The organism is Streptomyces sp. NPDC059785, from assembly GCF_042732375.1.
Classification (GTDB): Bacteria; Actinomycetota; Actinomycetes; order Streptomycetales; family Streptomycetaceae; genus Streptomyces.
This window is the reverse complement of record NZ_JBHWHV010000037.1, coordinates 1-18,325: the sequence shown is the minus strand read 5'-3', so window position 1 is coordinate 18,325 and position 18,325 is coordinate 1. Positions and strand designations below refer to the sequence as shown.

Genomic DNA, 18,325 nt, shown 5'->3' with positions numbered 1-18,325 from the left:
TCGTCGCTGGAGGTGACCGAACGATGACGGCCTGTGCCTCCCCCCTTCCGACCGGCGAGCAGGGGGGACCCCCAACGTCCACGACGCGGAACGCCCATCAGCGGGCCCCCCGGCCCGGCTGCCTGATCACCGCCGACGGTGCCTACGGCGCACGCCTGGCCGTGGACGGCGAGTCCTGGTTCCCGGAGCGCTGGACCCTGTCCGGGCCCGAGCCGTACGCCGTACCGCTGCCCGGCCACCAGCCCGAGGAGCCCGGCACCGAGGTGCTGCCGATGGCCGACGGGCGCGTACTGATCCATCGCGTCGCGGACGGGCGGCATCTGTTCTCGCTGCTCTACCCGACCGGCCCCGGTACCGGCGAGCTGCCGCTCGGCGCGGTGGAGTGCTCCGACGGCACCGGTCTGTGGCTGCTGCCGCCCGCTCCGGCCGGCGACCGCGCGTACGCCCTCGCCGTCGGCCCGCACACCACCACCGTGTGGCTCGTCGCGGGCGGCGCCTTCGGGCCCGAGCACCTCGCCGAGGTGCCGGGGCACTGTTCCGGCGGGGTCTGGCTGGACCGTACGGGGCGGCTGCTGGCCCTCGACCGGCGGCAGGCCGGGCGGACCAAGACCGTGGTGATCGACCTGGCGCGCGGCGGCGAGCTCTCGCCGCTGCTCCAGATCACCGAGGAGAGCGAGGACCGGCTGCTGCTCGCGGACCCGGACAGCGGGCTGCTGCTGATCCGTTCCGACGCGCCGTCGCCGGGGTGCGAACGGCTGGGCTGGGGGGTCCTGGGCAGCACGCTGCCGGTCCGTTTCCCGGAGGCGCTGCGGCCGACGGTCCCGTCCGCCCCCTCCGCCCCCTCTGCCGCGCATCCGTCCACCGGGGACCCGTCCGCCGGGTACTCGTCCGGTGGCGCGCCCGTCTCCGTGACACCCTTCGCGATCCAGCCGGGGCAGGTGCTGACGCCGGAGAACTGCGCGGTGGCGCTGCGCATGGACGGTCCGGCCGGTACCTGGCTCGGCCTCTGGCGGCCCGGCGAACGGCAGGTCCGTCAACTGCGGGCACCGGCGGGCTGGCTGGCCGGCGCGGGGCTGTGGACCGCCGACGGGGTGTTGCACCTGCCGTACTCGACACAGGCGGTGCCCTGCGGGATGGCACGGATCGCGGTGCCCGCGCGGGATGCGGGAGGGGGTGAGGCCGGAAGCGGTCCCGGTACGGAGGCACAGGCGCCCACGGTTCCCGGTACGGCTCCCAGTACGGGCCCGGATCAGGCGATCGGGACGGAGCCGGAATCGGCCGCCGCCCGGCCCGTTCCCTTGCAGAAGGCGCCGCTCATGGCACAGGCGGTGGCGGGCAGGAGACGGGCGACGGCGGGTACGGAAGCGGGAGCCGTAACGCCCAAGACACCGGCTACGGCCGACACGGCCTCCGGTCCGGACGATGAACCGAGCGACGGTCCCGTATGGGTACGCGTCGACACGCACCGGGACCCGGCGGCGCCCGCCAGGTCCGATCCGGGTCAGGCGCGGTGGGTCGCCGTCGGACCGCTGGTGCCCCCGACCCCGCCGTCCCCTTCCCCGCCTCCCGAGGGCGAGTTAGAGAGAGGCGCCGGTCAGCGGCCGGTGGCCGCCGGTTAGACTCGCCCGGCTGTACGAAGGATCTTGTCGACGGGGTGGACTTTCCAATGAGCGACGCACAGAAGACGGAGATGACGGCCAAAGACCCGCGGGTGGCTGCGGCACTGGACGACCAGGGCCACGGGAAGCACCGCGGTCCCGTTTCCGCCCAGCCCTCCCAGGACGGACAGGCGGCCCCCAGCGGCCGTCACCGCCGGCCGTCCGGTCAGGCGGACAGCGCGGCCTGACCCACCTCCCGAGCAGCACAGCACCACACAGTGCCGAAGAGCACGGCACAGCACCACCGCCAGCCCCGCCCGTCACACGACGAGCGGGGCTGTCGTACGACCCAGTGGATCCGACCCGGTGGATCCGACCCGGTGGATCGTCCGCGTATATCAACCACCCGCCGAAGCCGCCGCCCCCCGCCGCAGCCCCAGCACCTCCACCGCCGCGAACGTCTCGCCCCCGGGCCGGTCCGCGAAGTGCGGGGTGAGCAGGGTGTCCAGTTCGGCGTACGTGAAGGCGTCCTGCCCGGTGTCGAAGCGGGCCGCCACCCGCGGGCGTTCGATGACCGCGACCATACCGCCGTGCACGACGAGCAACTGCCCGTTGACATGCGCGGCGGCGGGCGAGGCCAGATAGCCGACCAGCGGCGCCACGTGCTCGGGCGCGAGCGGGTCGAGCCCGGTCTCCGGCTCGGCGAGACCCGCGAAGACGTCCTCGGTCATCCGGGTACGGGCCCGGGGGCAGATGACGTTCGCGGTGACGCCGTACTTCGCCAGGGCCTGGGCCGTGGACGTGGTCAGCCCGACGATGCCGCCCTTCGCGGCGGCGTAGTTGGGCTGCCCGGCGGAGCCCGCGAGGAACGCCTCGGAGGAGGTGTTCACGATCCGCCCGTACACCGGTCCGCCGGCGGCCTTGGCGCGCGCCCGCCAGTGGGCCGAGGCGAAGTGCGTGGTGTTGAAGTGCCCCTTGAGGTGGACGCGTACGACAGTGTCCCACTCCTCCTCCGACATGGAGAAGATCATCCGGTCCCGCAGGATGCCCGCATTGTTGACCAGGATGTCCAGCCGGCCGAAGCGGGTTACCGCCAACTCGACCAGCAGACGCGCCTGTTCGTGGTCGGCGACGTCGCCCGAGTGGGCGGCGGCCCGGCCGCCCGCCGCCTCGATCTCCGCGGCCGTCCGCTCGGCCGGGCTCGCCGACGCCTCGCCCGAACCGTCCCGGCCCGGCTGCCCGTAGTCGTTGACGACGACGGACGCGCCGAGCCGGGCGAGCTCCAGCGCCTCCGCCCGGCCGAGCCCCCGGCCCGCACCGGTGACGATCGCGGTGAGCCCGGACAACGGCAGTGCCCCGGACGGCGGCCCTGCCTGCGGCTGTGGCAGTGTCATCGTGCTCGCGCTCCTCATAGAGGTGACGGGGTGGGCGGTCAGATCTCGATGCAAGTACGCAGCGCGGTGCCCGTGCGCATCTGGTCCAGGGCCTCGTTGATGCCGGCCAGCGGCACCCGGTGCGTGATCAGGCTCTCCAGGTCGATGCGGCCCGCGCGCCACAGGGCGACGGTCCGCTCGTAGGAACGGACGACGTCGCCGCCGCCGTACATCGACGGCAGGATCCGCTTCTCGTCGAAGAACAGCTCGAACATGTTCAACTGGAGGAAGTCGTCCATGGCGCCCGCGCCGACCACGACGAAAGTGCCGCCGCGCCGGGTGTTCTCGTACGCGATGCGGGCGGTGGCGGATTTGCCGACGACCTCGAAGACGTAGTCGAAGCCCTCGTCGGCGGTGATCCGCTGCTTGGCGGCGGGGAGTTCGTCCGGTGCGACGGCCTGGGTCGCGCCGAACCGCAGCGCCGCTTCCCGGCGCGAGGCGACCGGGTCCACGGCGACGATCTCGGCGGCGCCCTTGAGCCGCGCGCCCTGGATCGCGGAGATGCCGACGCCGCCGCAGCCGATAACGGCGACCGACGAACCGGCCGCCACGTCGGCGGTGTTGAGCGCGGCGCCGAGCCCGGTGGTGACGCCGCAGCCGATCAGCGCCGCGATGTCGAAGGGGACGTCGTCCGGGATCGGTACGGCGCAGCCCGCGTCGACCACCACTTCCTCGGCGAAGGTGCCGGTGCCCGCGAAGCCGAAGACGTCGCCGCCGGGCCGCTTGAAGTTGGGGGTGCCCGCGTTCATGAAGCCGGACAGACACAGTTCCGTCTGGCCGCGGCGGCAGGCGGCGCAGGCACCGCAGGCGGGCAGCCAGCAGACGACGACCCGGTCCCCGGGGTGGACGTGCGTGACCCCTTCGCCGGTCTCGATCACCTCGCCGGCGCCCTCGTGCCCCGGTACGAACGGCGCGGGCTGCGGCAGGACGCCGCTCATCGCGGACAGGTCCGAGTGGCACAGCCCCGTGGCCCGTACCCGGATCCGTACCCTGCCCGGGCCGAATCCCGCCGTCTCGACGTCTTCGAGGACGTCGAGCTTGTCCTGTCCGGTCTCGTGCAGTACGGCTGCGCGCATGGTGCGGCTCCTCTCGGGGCTGACGGGCGTTCGGGCAGGTCAGGTGTGCTCCACGAGGGTGTCGGCCAGGACCGGCGCGTCGTCACGGTCGGCGGCGGTCACCGCCACCCGGACCTCGCCGTCCCGCCGCCACATGCGGATCCGCAGGGTCTCGCCGGGGAAGACGACGCCGGTGAAGCGCGTGCGGTAGGCGCGGACGCGCGTCACGTCGCCGCCGAGGAGGGTGTCGGTCACGGCCTTGAGGGTCATTCCGTAGGTACACAGTCCGTGCAGGATCGGCCGGTCGAACCCCGCGAGCCGGGCGAACTCGGGGTCCGCGTGCAGCGGGTTGAGGTCCCCGGACAGCCGGTAGAGCAGGGCCTGGTCCTCGCGGACCCGGCGTTCGGTCTCCTTGTCCGGTGCGCCGTCGGGCGGGTCGAGCCGCCCTGAGGGCCCCCGGTCACCGCCCCAGCCGCCCTCTCCGCGTACGAAGATCTCGGCGTCGTTCGTCCACAGCGGGCCGTCGGCGTCGGCGGCCTCGGTGCGCAGGACCAGGACGGCGGCCTTGGTCTTGTCGTACACGGCGGCGATCCGCGAGGTGGTGACGGCCGTGCCTTCGACGGGCAGGGGGCGGTGCACCGTGAGGCGCTGGCCGCCGTGCAGGACCCTGGCGAGTTCGACGTCGACGCCGGGCATGGACAGACCGCTGATGACCCCCGGGGAACCGGCGCCCGCGACCGTGGCGAAGCTGGGCAGGACGTGCAGCCGTGACTCCAGGGTGTAGCGCAGCTCGTCGGGGTCGGTGGCCGGGACGCCCGCGCCGATGCCGAGGTGGTAGAGCTGGACGTCCTTGCGGGTCCAGGCGATCTCGGCGGTACGGGGCTCGGCGGCGACGGCCCTGGCGGCGTCGATGGGCATGGGGCTCCTGATCGGTGGACGGTGCTCGACACACGGCATACACGGCATACACGGCATACACGGCTGCGGGCGGCATCTGTCGTCGACGGCCGCGAGACCTCGGTACGACCGTCCGCACCGTCGGCCGTACCGAGGCCGTTCCCGGGCCGGGCCGGGCCGAGGGACTCGCCCGCCGTCCGTCCTAGAACGCGTTCCAGTCCGGCGATCCCTTGTATAGCCCAGCCCTGCATACTTGGGAAGGCTCCTGACAACCCGTCAGCTCCGGTGGTCGTCGGGACCCATGACATTTGTCCCGGCGGATCGAGTACAACCGCATCTGCCGACGCTCTCGATCACCCCGTAGCGTTCTTGGCATGACGAAGAAGACCGGGACACCGCAGGCCGTGTCCTTCACGGGGGCGGTCAAGACGTTCGGCGCGGTGCGCGCCGTGGACGGTATCGATCTGGAGGTGGCGGGCGGCGAGACCGTCGCGCTGCTGGGGCGCAACGGAGCCGGCAAGTCCACCACGATCTCGCTGCTGCTGGGCCTGGACGAGCCGGACGAGGGTGCGGTCAGCGTCTTCGGGCGGCCCCCGGAGCACGCGGTGCGCGCCGGGCGGGTCGGCGCGATGCTCCAGGAGGCGCGCGCGGTGCCCCGGGTCACCGTCCGGGAGCTGGTGACCTTCGTGGCCGGGCGCTATCCCGCGCCGCTGCCCGTGGCCGAGGCGCTGGAGCTGGCGGGGGTCACCCACCTCGCGGACCGGCGGGTCGACCGGCTGTCCGGCGGCCAGACCCAGCGGGTGCGGTTCGCCGTCGCGCTGGCGGGCAATCCCGCGCTGATCGTCCTCGACGAGCCGACCGCCGCCCTGGACGTGGAGGCCAGGCACGCCTTCTGGGACTCGATGCGGGCGTACGCGCGGCGCGGTCACACCGTCCTGTTCTCCACGCACTATCTGGAGGAGGCCGACGCGCACGCGGACCGGATCCTCGTCATCGACCACGGCCGCATCGTCGCGGACGGTACGGGCGAGCAGCTCAGGCGGGCCGCGGGCGGCAGCCTGGTCTCCTTCGACCTGGCGGGCCGCGGCTCCGAGGGACTGACGCTGCTGCCCGGGGTGGTGTCCGTGGAGATACGCGGGGACCGCGCCCGGCTGCGGACCGACGACTCGGACGCCACGGTGATCGCCCTGGCGGAGCTGGGCGCCGTACGCCGCCTCGAGGTCGCCCCCGCGTCGCTGGACGACGCCTTCCTCGCCCTGACCAGCCGCGCGGACTCAGCCGGCTCAGCGGAAGCAACGGGCGGCTCGGCGGACTCGACTCTGGAGACGGTGTGATGCTGGACTATCTGCGGCTCGAGGTGCGGCGGACGCTGCGCGACATGGGCTTCGTCATCGGCGGCATCGCGATGCCGGTGATGATGTATCTGCTGTTCACCAACCTCGGTGACGACGACGGAAGCTGGCGGACCGCCTCCATGGTGGGCATGGCGGCGTACGGCGCGGTGGGCTCGGCCCTGAACACCGGCGGCGGGGTCGCCGAGGACAAGACGGTCGGCTGGCTGCGGCAGCTGCGGGTCACACCGATGACACCCCGCGAGGTGGTGCTCGGCCGGGCGCTGACCGGCTCGGTGACCGTGCTGCCCGCGATCGCCGCGGTGCTCCTGGCGGGCGGCCTGGTCAACGGGGTACGCCTGGACGTGTGGCAGTGGGCGGCGATCGCCGTCCTGCTGTGGCTCGGCTCGGTCCCCTTCACCCTGCTCGGCCTCGGCAACGGGTACCGGCTGACCGCGCAGACCACAGGCGTGGTGAACATGGTGTGCAACCTGGGACTCGCAGTGGTCGGCGGACTGTGGTTCCCGCTCGCCCTCTTCCCCGGCTGGCTGCGCTCCGTGTCGGCGTACACGCCGACCAACCGCTTCGCGCAGCTCGGCACGGCGATAGCCGACGGGCACGCGCCGGCCCTCGGGGCGGTCGCGGTGCTCACCGCCTGGCTGCTGGTCTTCGGCTCGTACGCTGTGGTCTCGTACCGCAGGGTCGCGCGCACTGTCTGAATCGCGAACGGGGAGCACGGTCATGTCCTGGATGAGGAACGTGTCCTGGATGAGAGGCATGTCCTGCCGCCTCGACACCTGGCGGGCGGGGCGGGCGGAGTTCAAGTCCGATATGGCGCGGTACAAGGCCGAGCAGCGGGCCGCCAAGAAGAAGGGGATGCTGCCGGAGCGGATGGGCCCGCCGCCGAGCGGCTTCGCCCTGCTGCCCTGGCTGCTGATGGGCATGGGCGCCTTCTCGAACCTGTTCCAGGGCAAGACGCCCAGCCCGTGGGTGGGCGGGATCGGGCTGCTGGCCTTCAACTCCCTCTATGTCTTCGTGGTGTTCCGCGCCTTCAAGAAGGAGACGCGCGAGGCCCGCTCCACCCGGGTCGCGCTGCTGCTGATGGGCGCGGTGACCTGCGGACTCGCCATCGGGTACGGCGGTAGCTGGCTGCTGTTCTTCCCGCTGCTCGGGCTGGCCGCGGGGGCGACCGTACGGGGGCGGCACCTGGGCAGGACCGGGCTCGGTCTGTCCGGTCTCGCCGCGCTGATCGCCGGGCTCAGGGACGGCTGGGGCGCGGTGAACGTCGCGTACGGCACCTTCCTGTCCACGATGGTCACGGCGGCGATCCTCTCCCTCTCCGAGGCGGTGCGCGAACTGCGCGCCGCGCGGGAGGAACTGGCCCGCCAGGCGGTCGAGAAGGAGCGGCTGCGCTTCTCCCGCGATCTGCACGATCTGCTGGGCCACACGCTGTCGGTGATCGTCGTGAAGTCGGAGGCGGCCCGCCGGCTGGCCCCGCGCGACCTGGACGCGGCGCTCCTCCAGGTCACGGACATCGAGTCGGTCGGCCGCCAGGCCCTCACGGAGATCCGCGAGGCGGTCACCGGCTACCGCGAGGGCAGCCTGGACACCGAGCTGGACCGGGCCCGTTCGGCGCTGTCCGCGGCGGACGTCGATCCGGTGGTGCGCCGTTCGGGCCCGCCGCTCGGGCCGCAGTCCGAGGCCCTGCTCGGCTGGGTGGTTCGCGAGGCCGTCACCAACGTCGTCCGGCACAGCGGGGCGACGCGGTGCGAGATCACGGTCGACGGCGGCCCCGGCCGCGCCCGCCTCCGCGTCACCGACAACGGCACCGGTACGGAGACGGGCCCCGGCACCCGTACGAGCGTCGAGTCGGAGCTGGGCATCGGCGGCACCGGCCTGAAGGGCCTCACGGAACGGCTCGCGGCCGCGGGCGGCACCCTGGAGGCGGGGCCGGGACCACGGGGCGGCTTCCTGGTGACGGCGGAACTGCCGGTGGACACCGCGGGCACCGCGGACGAGACGCACGCCATGGACGCCACGGACGCCGTGGGCACCCAGGCCCCGGCGGCCACCACGGCGACAGGAGCACCGGGCCGAACATCCTGAAACCGAGAGGCGAACGGCGAGAGGCGAACGGGGTCCGGTCACCCGCCGCCTACTCTTGCCCCGTGAACGAGATGCCCCAGGACCACCGTCCCGCCAAGTCCATCCGTGTGCTGCTCGCCGAGGACCAGGGAATGATGCGGGGCGCGCTCGCCCTGCTGCTCGGGATGGAGGACGACATCGAGGTGGTGGCCCAGGTGTCGGCCGGTGACCGGATCGTGGACGCCGCACTGACGCACTGCCCCGATGTGGCCCTGCTGGACATCGAGCTGCCGGGGATGAGCGGTCTCGACGCGGCGGCGCTGCTGCGGGAGCAGACGCCCGGCTGCCGGGTGCTGATCCTGACCACCTTCGGCCGGCCCGGTTACCTGCGGCGGGCGATGGAGGCGGGGGCGACGGGGTTCCTCGTCAAGGACGGCCCGGTGGAGGACCTGGCGCAGTCGATCCGCCGGGTGCTGGGCGGGGAGACGGTGATCGACCCGGCGCTCGCGGCGGCCGCGCTGAGCGCCGGGCCCAATCCGCTCACCGCCCGTGAGTGCGACGTACTGAAGGCGTCGGTGGACGGCGCGACCGTCGCCGACATCGCGGGCAAGCTGCACCTGTCGGAGTCGACGGTCCGCAACTACCTGTCGTCCGCCATCGGCAAGACGGGCACCCGCAACCGCATGGAGGCGATGCGGGAGGCCCGCCAACAGGGCTGGCTCTGACGCCCGGGCGGCAACGGTACGCACCACCGGCTCCGGCGCGCACCACCGACTCCGGCGCGCACCGACGGCGCCGACATGCACCGTCGGCGCCCGTACGCACCACCGGCACCCGTCGCCCGGCCGGCCCCGTACACCACCGGCACCTGTCGCCCGGTCGGCCCCGTACACCACCGGCACCCGTCGCCCGGACGGCCCCATACGCACCACCCGCACCCGTCGCCCGGACGGCCCCATACGCACCACCGGCACCCACCGCCCGGCCGGCCCCATACGCACCACCGGCACCCACACGCGCACCCGTCCCCATACACGCACCCGGCGCCGACACGCCCCGCCCTCACCACCCGCACACCACCCGCACCACCCGCACCACCCGCACCACCCGCACCACCCGCACCACCCGCACCACCCGCACCACCCGCACCACCCGCACCACCCGCACCGATGCACGCCCCCGGCGCAAGCCCACCCGCCCCTCTCAGTGCGTGGCCGCCTCCGGTCCCCCCGCGCGGTACGCGCGGCGTGGCAGCCACAGCAGCATCAGTACCGTGCCGGCGAGCAGCAGGACCGCGCTGGTGCGGAAGACCTGGGCGTAGCCGTCGGTCAGCGCCCGTGCCGTGCCGTGCTCGCCGGTGCGGGCCGCCGCGATGGTCGACATGACGGCGAGCCCGAGCGAACCGCCCATGGTGCGCGAGGTGTTGACGAGGCCCGACACCAGTCCGGCGTCCTGCGGGGCGGCGCCCGAGGTGGCGAGCGCGGCGAGCGGGGTCGCGGACAGGCCCGCGCCCGCCATCATCAGGATCCCCGGGCCCATGACGGCGGTGAGGTACGCGCCGTCCGCCGTCATCGTGGACTGCCAGCCGAAGCCCGCCGCGGCGACGAGCGTGCCGAGGACGGTCACGTTGCGCGCCCCGAGCACCGGCATGAGGCGGGGCGCGAGCTTCGAGCCGAGGACCACCGCCAGCGAGCTCGGCACCAGCGCGAGTCCGGCGCCGAGCGGCGAGTAGCCGAGCACGTTCTGCGCGTACAGGGTCATGAAGAACCACATGCAGAACATGGCCGAACCGCACAGGAACATGGCGGCGTTGGCCGACGACACCGACCGCAGCCGGAAGAGCTGGAGCGGCATCAGCGGCGCCCGGGTGCGCGCCTCCACGACCAGGAAGAGGGCGAGCAGCGCGAGCCCCGCGCCGAGCGGTACGAGGGTGGCGGCCGCCGTCCAGCCCTCGGCCTCGGTCTGCGAGATGCCGTACGCCAGGATCGCGAGGCCGGAGGTGACCAGCAGGGCGCCGGGCAGGTCGAGGCGCCGTCCGTCGCCGGCCCGGCTCTCGGTGAGCCAGTGCGCCGCGCCGGCGAGGACGACCGCGCCGACCGGTACGTTGATCAGCAGGACCCAGCGCCAGGACAGCCCGTCGACCAGCAGTCCGCCGACGAGTCCGCCGGCCGCGCCGCCGCCGGCGCCGACCGCCGTCCAGGTCGCTATGGCCCGGGCGCGGGCGCCCTCCGCGACGACGGACGAGGTGACGATGGTCAGCGTGGAGGGCGCGAGGACGGCGGCGCCGAGTCCCTGGGCGGCGCGGGCCGCGAGCAGCTGCCAGCTCTCCTGGGCGAGTCCGCCGGCCAGTGAGGCGAGGGTGAAGAGCGCGAGGCCGACGAGGAACATCCGCTTGCGGCCGTAGAGGTCGCCCGCGCGGCCGCCGAGCAGCATGAACCCGGCGAAGGCGATCGCGTAGGCGTTGACCACCCATTGCAGTCCCGGACCGCTGAGCCCGAGGTCGGCGCGTATGGACGGCAGGGCCACGTTGACCACGGAGACGTCGAGGACGACGAGGAACTGTCCGGCGCAGGCGAGCGCGACCACCACCCACAGGGGCGGTGCGGCGCGCAGGGACACGGGCGGATGTTCGGGGGCTCGGAGCATGGGCGTCATGCTCTCAACCGGGCCGCGCCCCCCGCATCGGCTTTTGGCCCGGACCCGCCGTAGTCCGCAGGACCTAGGCGGACACACAACACCCGCGCCTCACAACGGGTCTGACTTGGCGTCAGATTGCCATGACAAGGTCAAGAAATCATTAGGGACCCGAACCATCGGAATAGTTGCCTGGGCGCACGGGGTTCACCCTGCACGGACATCGACGTACCGCATCCCGCACGGATTCCCGAATCCCGCGCGGATCCCCGTATCCCGTACGGATCACCGTCCCCCTCGTCCGCCCCTACCAACGGCCTGGAGGCCCCACGCAATGACGCACACGACGACCGACCAGCCCACGCGGAGGCCGAGCGGCGCGGTCGTGCCGGTCCTCGCCTTCGCGGGCATCGTTGTCGCGGTGATGCAGACCCTGCTCGTTCCGGTCATCAAGGACCTGCCGGAGCTGCTGGGCACCGCACCCAGCAACGCCACCTGGGTGATGACCTCGACCCTGCTCGCGGGAGCGGTCGCCACGCCGATCATGGGCCGCCTCGGCGACCTGTACGGCAAGCGGCGGATGCTCCTCACCAGCCTGGCCGTGATGGTCGTGGGGTCGCTGGTCTGCGGGTTCACCAGTGACCTGCTGGTGATGATCGCGGGCCGGGCGCTCCAGGGCTTCGCGATGGGCGCGATCCCGCTGGGCATCGGCCTGATGCGCGACGAGCTGCCCGCCGAGAAGCTCGGCTCGGCGATGGCCCTGATGAGCTCCTCGATCGGCGTCGGCGGCGGACTCGCGCTGCCGCTGGCCGCGGTGGTGGCGGAGCACGCCGACTGGCACGCACTGTTCTTCCTCGCCGCCGCGCTCGGCGTCGCCTCCATCGTGCTGACGCTGGTCGCCGTACCGGAGTCCCCGATGCGCGCGGAGGGCACCTTCGACGTGCTGGGCGCCGTCGGCCTGTCCGCGGGGCTCGTGCTCTTCCTGCTGCCGGTCACCAAGGGCAGCGACTGGGGCTGGGGCTCGGGCACCACGCTCGGTCTGTTCGGCGCGGCGGCCGTCGTGCTCGTCCTGTGGGGCGTGATGGAGCTGCGGCTGAAGGCGCCGCTGGTGGACCTGCGCACCACCGCCCGCCGCGCGGTGCTCTTCACCAACCTCGCCTCGATCATGGTCGGGGTCGCCTTCTACGCCGTCTCCCTCGTGCTGCCGCAGCTGCTCCAGCTGCCCACGTCGACCGGTTACGGGCTCGGCCAGTCGATGGTCATGGCGGGCCTGTGCGTGGCGCCGCTCGGCCTGACCATGATGTTCACCGCTCCCGTCTACGCGCGCCTGTCGGCCACGTACGGCCCCAAGGTGACGCTGATCATCGGCATGCTGATCATCGCGATCGGCTACGGCGCCGGTCTCGGCCTGATGAGCGCGCCCTGGCAGACGGTGATCATCGCGGTGGTGCTCGGCGCGGGCATCGGCCTGGCGTACTCCTCGCTGCCCGCGCTGATCATCGGGGCCGTGCCCGCCTCGGAGACCGGTGCGGCCAACGGCCTCAACACCCTGATGCGGTCCATCGGCACCTCGGTCTCCAGCGCGGTCATCGGCATGGTGCTGGCGAACACGGCCGACCAGGCGGGCGGCGTCGCCGTGCCGACCCTGCACGGCTTCCGCATCTCCTTCCTGATCGCGACGGCCGCGGTGGCCGTCGGCCTGGTCATGGCGCTCCTCCTGCCCAGGCGGCAGCGGGCGACCGCGACGGTGCTGCTGGCCAGCAGCGAGGAGGACGCCGCACTGGCACGGGCGCGGCAGGTGCTCGGCGGCTTCCACGGCCGGGTCCTGGACGCGGACGGCGCGCCCGTCGCCCGCGCCCGGGTCACCCTCATCGACCCCCACGGACGGCAGGCGGGCGCCACGGTCTCCGGCGAGGACGGCGGCTACGCGCTGGCCGTGCCGGCCCGGGGCACGTACGTGCTGGCCGCGCGGGCCACGGGCCACGGCCCCCTGGCCTCGCCGGCGACCCACTCCGGCGACGACCGCCCGGTGGAGGTCCACCTCGCGCTGCCGGGCAGCGACGCGGGCGTACCCGCCTGACCGGCGGACGGCCCACCGGCGCCGGTCACCCGCACCCCCGCCGCCCGCGCGACGGGGGTGTCGTGCACCATGGGACACCCCGCCGCACCCTTGTTCGTACGTACTCCGGAGGTTTTATGCCCCCCGCACCCAAGCCGGACGTCCTGGCGGCCTTCGAGGCCGCGAAGGGGTTCATGCCCGTCGGCGAAGGGCTCGCGCTGTACGCGGCCGCCGCCGAGGCGGGCCGGCTCGGGCTGCCGCTCCTGGAGGTCGGCACGTACTGCGGGCGCTCCACGGTGCTGCTCGCGGACGCGGCCCGCGAGGCGGGGGTCACGGCGGTCACCGTCGACCACCACCGCGGCAGCGAGGAGCAGCAGCCGGGCTGGGAGTACCACGACCCGGAGACGGTCGACCCCGAGGTGGGCCGGATGGACACGCTGCCCACCTTCCGGCGCACCCTGCACCGGGCGCGCCTGGAGGACCACGTCGTGGCGGTGGTCGGCCGCTCGCCGCAGGTCGCCGCCTTCTGGCGGACCCCGCTCGGCCTCGTCTTCATCGACGGCGGTCACACCGATGAGCACGCGAACGGCGACTACGAGGGCTGGGCGCCGCACGTCGCCGACGCCGGTCTGCTGGTGATCCACGACGTGTTCCCCGATCCGGTGGACGAGTTCACCGGGCAGGCCCCGTACCGGATCTACCTCAGGGCCCTGGAGTCGGGCGCCTTCACGGAGGTATCGGCGACGGACTCGCTGCGTGTCCTGCGGCGAACGGGGACAGGGATCTGACGGCCGGTTTAGAGTCGCTGACGTGTCGTACGCAGGTCCTGAATTCGATTCTTCCCCGCCGCGCCGCTCACGGCGCGGCCCGCTGGTCGTCGCCGTGGCGGCGCTGGTGCCCGGTGCCCTGGCGGGCTGGCTGGTGTGGCAGGCGGTGGGCGCCGACGGGGACGGCGGCGGATCCTCCGACCAGGCGGGTCCGCAGTCACCGTCCGTCTCCTCCGCCCCCGCCGCCTCCGCAGCCCCCGCGTCCCCCACGGCGTCCCGCTCCGACGGCGGGAAGGACGACGGCAAACCGCGGTCGCCCTCACCCACCTCGTCCCCGTCCTCCCGGCCCGCGGGCTCGGGCCCGCTCAAGGGCAAGGTCGTCGTCATCGACCCGGGCCACAACCCCGGCAACTTCAAGCACACGGCCGAGATCGGCCGCTCCGTCGACATCGGCACGAACCGCAAGGAATGCGACACGACCGGTACGTCGACCAACGACGGTTACGCGGAGGCCGAGTTCACCCTCGACGTCTCCCGCCGGATCCGTACCGTCCTCGAACAGCAGGGCGCCACGGTCAAGTTGACGCAGGACGGCGACCGCGAGTGGGGCCCGTGCGTGGACGAGCGGGCGAAGATCGGCAACAAGGAGCACGCCGACGCGGTGGTCTCCGTGCACGCGGACGGCTCGGCGGCCGGCAACCGCGGCTTCCACGTGATCCTGCCCGGCTCGGTCCACGCGGGCGGCGCGGACACCCGGGAGATCGTCGCTCCCTCCCGCGAACTCGGCGAGCGGATCGCGGGCAATTTCGTCCGGGCCACCGGCAGCGCACCGTCCAACTACGTCGGCGACGGCACCGGTCTCGTCACGCGTAAGGACCTGGGCGGTCTCAATCTGTCAACGGTTCCGAAGGTGTTCATCGAGTGCGGCAACATGCGCGATAGCAATGACGAGGCACTGCTGACCAGTGGTGCCTGGCGACAGAAAGCGGCACGGGGGATCTCTGAGGGAATCGTGAGTTTCCTGCGCGGGTAGCGATCAGCACGCTGGTCCCGGCGGACACCTCGATCGTACGGACGATAATGTCGTCCCTACGATGAGGGGCCACCCCCGCGCTTCACACCGCGGCCCGAGGGCGACATGGTGACAGCGACGCCTCCACCGATGACGAGACGAACACGAAGGACCTGAAGTGAATATCCGCTCCCTCACTAGAGGCGACGGCGTGGTGATCGGAGCAGCGGTGTTGCTGTTCATCGCGTCGTTCCTGCACACCTACGACGGCATCGACGACATCAACGCCTGGGACGGCCTCGGCAACGGGCTCGGCCTCTACATGGGCGGGGTCATCGGTGCCGCTCTGGTCGTCGTCGCACGCTGCCAGCCGCAGCCGCGCAAGGTGGCCGGCCTGAGCCTCGGGGACGCCGGGGCCGGTATCACCATCCTGGTGGCCTGGGTGATGTTCTGGTCCCTGGTGGACATGCCGGACCAGCTCGACTCGGGCGCCGGTACGATCCTCGGCTTCATCGCGGCGCTGGTCCTGGCCGCCGCCGTCATCGCCACCCCGCTGGTCCCCGCGCTGAAGGCCCCGCTGGCCAGCGCGCCGCGTCCGGCCGCGCCCGGTCCCTACGGCGGCCAGCCGCAGGGCGGCTACGGCTACCCGGGCGCCCAGCAGCCCGGCCAGCCCTACGGCCAGCAGCCGGGTCAGCCGTACGGCGCCCAGCCGGGCCAGCCGCAGCAGGGCCAGACCCCGGCAGCGCAGAAGACCGGCGGGGACTTCTCGCCGTTCTGGTTCGCGGTGCCGGTGGCCCGGCCGCTGTACGGGGAGGACGGCGCGCCCACCCCGATCGCCGAGCTGGCCCCGGGTACCTGGTACCTGGCGGTCGAGCAGCGCGGTGCGAGCCTGATCGCCCAGACGCAGGACGGGCGCCGCGGTGTCCTCCAGGACACCTCCGGCATCCAGCGCGGCTGACGCGCACACTTCCGCGGCAACGGCCCCCCGCCCTTCCGGGCGCGGGGCCGTTGCCGTACCCTCACCCTCCCACCGTTCGGCTGACACACCGTCACTCACCCTGCTGTGGAGGGAACATGCGGCTCGGTCTCGCGCTCGGCTACTGGGGGCGCGGCCCCGCCGCGGACGCCGTACCGCTGGCCCAGGAGGCGGAACGGCTCGGCTACCACTCCGTGTGGACCGCCGAGTCCTGGGGCTCCGACGCCTTCACCCCGCTGACCTGGATCGCGGCGCACACCTCGCGCATCCTGCTCGGCACGGCCGTCGCGCAGATGGCCGCGCGGTCCCCGACCGCGACGGCGATGCACGCCCTCACCCTGGACCACCTCTCCGGCGGCCGGGTCATGCTCGGCCTCGGCCTGTCCGGACCGCAGGTCGTCGAGGGCTGGTACGGCCGCCCGTTCCCGAAGTCACCGCTGACCGCGACCCGCGAATACGTCGACGTGGTCCGCCAGGTGCTCGCGCGCGAGGCGCCGGTCACGCTCGACGGCCGCTACCACCCGCTGCCCTACCGGGGCCCGGACGCCACCGGCCTCGGCCGGCCGCTCAGGCCGATCACCCACCCCCTGCGCGCGACGCTCCCGGTCCTGCTCGGCGCCGAGGGCCCGAAGAACATCGCGCAGACGGCCCGGATCGCCGACGGCTGGCTCCCGCTGTACTGGTCGCCGACCCGGACCGCGGTGTACGAGACCTCGCTCGCGGACGCCCCCGGCGGATTCCTCGTGGCGCCCATGGTCCGGGCCCTGGTCTGCGACGACGTGGCCGAGGGGCTGGCTCCGGTGAAGGCGATGCTCGGCTTCTACATCGGCGGCATGGGGCACGCGACCCGTAACTTCCACGCCGATCTGATGGCCCGCATGGGCTTCGCCGAGGAGGCCGCGACGGTCCAGCGGCTGTTCCTCGAAGGGCGCAGGGCGGAGGCGGTGAAGGCCGTGCCCGACGCGTTCGCCGACGAGATCTCCCTCGTCGGCCCGCGCGAGCGCATCGCCGAACGGCTGGCGCTGTGGCGCGCGGGCCCGGTGACCGACCTGCTGCTCCTCTCCCCCGACCCGCACACGCTACGGACCCTTGCGGACCTCAACTCCTAGCGCCCCGGCAGGCAACGTTTGCCCGTCAAGGAGCGGCGTTCGGTGCGTGCTCTCGGCGTGCCGGGCGCAAGCCCTCGTACTGGACGTACTTGGGTTTGTGCCCGGTGCGGCGAGAGTGCGTGCCGGGCGTCGCGACGGGGCGAACGTTGCCTGTTGGGGCACTAGGAGCCGTGCGCCGTTTCCGCGCCCTTGGTCAGCTCGGAGCTGGACGGCACCTTGTCCTTGACCTCGGCACCCGAGCTCTTCCCCGCGTCCTTGACCTTGTTGATGATGCCCTCGAAGGAACCGACGGTGTCGTCCGTCGAGTCGCCCTTGCGCAGCTTCTTCGGCAGATCCTTGAGCCCGTCGATGCCCGAGGTGAGCGGGGCGACGGCCTTGCGCAGGGTCGGGTCGCCCTCGGCGTTCTTGCGGGCCGCCTTGAGCCGGTTGTAGGTGAAGGCACCGGCGAGTCCGGCCTTGACCATGGCCCGCTTGCGGCCCTTGGCGCCCTTCTTGAACTTGCCCGCCTTGTACGGCTTCACGATCCACTGGTAGGTGGCCCCGGCCGCGAGCCCGGCGTTGGCCACGAAGCGGGTCTTGGCGAACTTCTGCTTCTCGGCGGAGCTGGTGGGGCTGGCGGACGCGGCGACGGCGGAGGTCTGCTTCTCGTCACTGCCGCACGCCGTGGCCCCGGCGAGCAGGACGCAGCTTACGGTGAGCGCCACGAGCAGGCGTCGGATGCGGGCGGGCACGGGCACGGGGGCCTCCAGGGTCGGCTGCCTCCCGGCTCGTCGGCCGGGAGCGCATGGCTTACCCGGCAGCCTCGCCGGACCCTCGGGCCCCGGCCACCGGGGCGCGTCCGTCCGGGTGCCCGCCCGGAATCCGTCCTGGTTTCAAACAGAGATTCGGGGCCATCCGTAGGTCATGTCTCCCCGATATCGCTCTTCCAACTCCGCGGGGACGGTCATCGCGATAGTCGCGGACGTCATGGCCGTCATCATCGGTCTGTGGATCCTGATGTATCTCCTCGATGCGAACCGCGCCAACGATCTGGTGCAGTTCGTCCACGACGCGGCAGCCTGGCTCGCCGGCTGGTCGCGCGACCTGTTCACCTTCGACGAGGAATGGGCCCGAGTGGTCGCGGGCTACGGCCTGGCGGCGGTGGTGTACCTGTTCATCGGGCACGCCATCGCCAACCGGGTCGGCAGGCACTAGGGCGTGTTGCGAAAGTCCCGTCGTTCGCCCGAAGGGCGGGCCGCGCGGCGTCAGGTGCGTGCTCTCGGCGTGCCGGGCGCAAGCCCTCGTACTGGACGTACTCGGGCTTTCGCCCGGTGCGGCGAGAGGGCGTGCATGGCGTCGCGCGGCAGGCGGGACTTTCGCAACACGCCCT

16 protein-coding genes are annotated in these 18,325 nt (G+C 72.9%); 11 read left to right on the top strand and 5 right to left on the bottom strand.

Going from position 1 to position 18,325, the window contains the following annotated elements:
• Positions 1–23 precede the first annotated feature (23 nt).
• Positions 24–1,619: a hypothetical protein gene (locus tag ACFV6E_RS25880; RefSeq protein WP_385173221.1), complete on the top strand. Its 1,596-nt coding sequence runs from the start codon at positions 24–26 to the stop codon at positions 1,617–1,619.
• Between the two features lie 377 nt (positions 1,620–1,996).
• On the opposite strand, the gene ACFV6E_RS25875 is transcribed toward ACFV6E_RS25880, so the two are convergent.
• Genes ACFV6E_RS25875 through ACFV6E_RS25865 form a run of 3 tightly spaced genes read right to left on the bottom strand, consistent with a single transcriptional unit; the run spans position 1,997 to position 5,004 of the window.
• Complete coding sequence (locus tag ACFV6E_RS25875; protein ID WP_385173223.1) at positions 1,997–2,992, bottom strand: 3-oxoacyl-ACP reductase; 996 nt, start codon at positions 2,990–2,992, stop codon at positions 1,997–1,999.
• Between the two features lie 38 nt (positions 2,993–3,030).
• Positions 3,031–4,107 (bottom strand): Zn-dependent alcohol dehydrogenase, encoded by a 1,077-nt coding sequence (locus ACFV6E_RS25870; RefSeq protein WP_385173226.1) that lies wholly within the window; start codon positions 4,105–4,107, stop codon positions 3,031–3,033.
• A gap of 39 nt (positions 4,108–4,146) precedes the next feature.
• Positions 4,147–5,004, bottom strand: coding sequence for a MaoC/PaaZ C-terminal domain-containing protein (locus ACFV6E_RS25865; RefSeq protein ID WP_385173229.1), 858 nt, complete (start codon positions 5,002–5,004; stop codon positions 4,147–4,149).
• Between the two features lie 353 nt (positions 5,005–5,357).
• On the opposite strand from ACFV6E_RS25865, the gene ACFV6E_RS25860 reads away from it, so the two are divergent.
• From ACFV6E_RS25860 to ACFV6E_RS25845, 4 genes are all read left to right on the top strand, one after another.
• Positions 5,358–6,317 carry an ATP-binding cassette domain-containing protein gene (locus tag ACFV6E_RS25860; protein WP_385173232.1) on the top strand — a complete coding sequence of 320 codons (960 nt, stop codon included), beginning with the start codon at positions 5,358–5,360 and terminating at the stop codon, positions 6,315–6,317.
• Positions 6,317–7,033, top strand: coding sequence for an ABC transporter permease (locus ACFV6E_RS25855; RefSeq protein ID WP_385173235.1), 717 nt, complete (start codon positions 6,317–6,319; stop codon positions 7,031–7,033). The genes ACFV6E_RS25860 and ACFV6E_RS25855 overlap by 1 nt, the downstream gene beginning before the upstream one ends.
• A gap of 22 nt (positions 7,034–7,055) precedes the next feature.
• Complete coding sequence (locus tag ACFV6E_RS25850; RefSeq protein WP_385173238.1) at positions 7,056–8,420, top strand: sensor histidine kinase; 1,365 nt, start codon at positions 7,056–7,058, stop codon at positions 8,418–8,420.
• Positions 8,421–8,491: 71 nt separating this feature from the next.
• Entirely contained in the window at positions 8,492–9,124 is a 633-nt protein-coding gene (locus ACFV6E_RS25845; protein WP_385173262.1) for a response regulator, read from the top strand.
• A gap of 478 nt (positions 9,125–9,602) precedes the next feature.
• Here ACFV6E_RS25845 and ACFV6E_RS25840 read toward each other — a convergent pair whose 3' ends face one another.
• Positions 9,603–11,054, bottom strand: coding sequence for an MFS transporter (locus tag ACFV6E_RS25840; protein WP_385173244.1), 1,452 nt, complete (start codon positions 11,052–11,054; stop codon positions 9,603–9,605).
• 313 nt (positions 11,055–11,367) lie between these two features.
• Here ACFV6E_RS25840 and ACFV6E_RS25835 point away from each other — a divergent pair, with 313 nt between their 5' ends.
• The 5 genes from ACFV6E_RS25835 to ACFV6E_RS25815 all read left to right on the top strand — a co-directional run bounded on the left by ACFV6E_RS25835 (position 11,368) and on the right by ACFV6E_RS25815 (position 16,956).
• Positions 11,368–13,113, top strand: a complete 1,746-nt coding sequence (locus ACFV6E_RS25835) for an MFS transporter (protein WP_385173246.1) — start codon at positions 11,368–11,370, stop codon at positions 13,111–13,113.
• 116 nt (positions 13,114–13,229) lie between these two features.
• Positions 13,230–13,880: a class I SAM-dependent methyltransferase gene (locus tag ACFV6E_RS25830; protein WP_385173248.1), complete on the top strand. Its 651-nt coding sequence runs from the start codon at positions 13,230–13,232 to the stop codon at positions 13,878–13,880.
• Between the two features lie 22 nt (positions 13,881–13,902).
• On the top strand, positions 13,903–14,892 hold the full coding sequence (locus ACFV6E_RS25825) for an N-acetylmuramoyl-L-alanine amidase (RefSeq protein WP_385464934.1): 990 nt from the start codon (positions 13,903–13,905) through the stop codon (positions 14,890–14,892).
• A gap of 157 nt (positions 14,893–15,049) precedes the next feature.
• Complete coding sequence (locus ACFV6E_RS25820; RefSeq protein WP_385173253.1) at positions 15,050–15,829, top strand: hypothetical protein; 780 nt, start codon at positions 15,050–15,052, stop codon at positions 15,827–15,829.
• Positions 15,830–15,945: 116 nt separating this feature from the next.
• A complete protein-coding gene (locus ACFV6E_RS25815) occupies positions 15,946–16,956 on the top strand; it encodes an LLM class F420-dependent oxidoreductase (protein ID WP_385173256.1) in 1,011 nt (336 codons plus the stop codon).
• Between the two features lie 161 nt (positions 16,957–17,117).
• Here the strand turns inward: ACFV6E_RS25815 and ACFV6E_RS25810 are convergent, their stop codons facing one another.
• Positions 17,118–17,687 carry a hypothetical protein gene (locus ACFV6E_RS25810; RefSeq protein ID WP_385177979.1) on the bottom strand — a complete coding sequence of 190 codons (570 nt, stop codon included), beginning with the start codon at positions 17,685–17,687 and terminating at the stop codon, positions 17,118–17,120.
• 172 nt (positions 17,688–17,859) lie between these two features.
• Between ACFV6E_RS25810 and ACFV6E_RS25805 the strand changes: the two genes are divergently transcribed.
• A complete protein-coding gene (locus tag ACFV6E_RS25805; RefSeq protein ID WP_385177977.1) occupies positions 17,860–18,150 on the top strand; it encodes a hypothetical protein in 291 nt (96 codons plus the stop codon).
• Positions 18,151–18,325 lie beyond the last annotated feature (175 nt).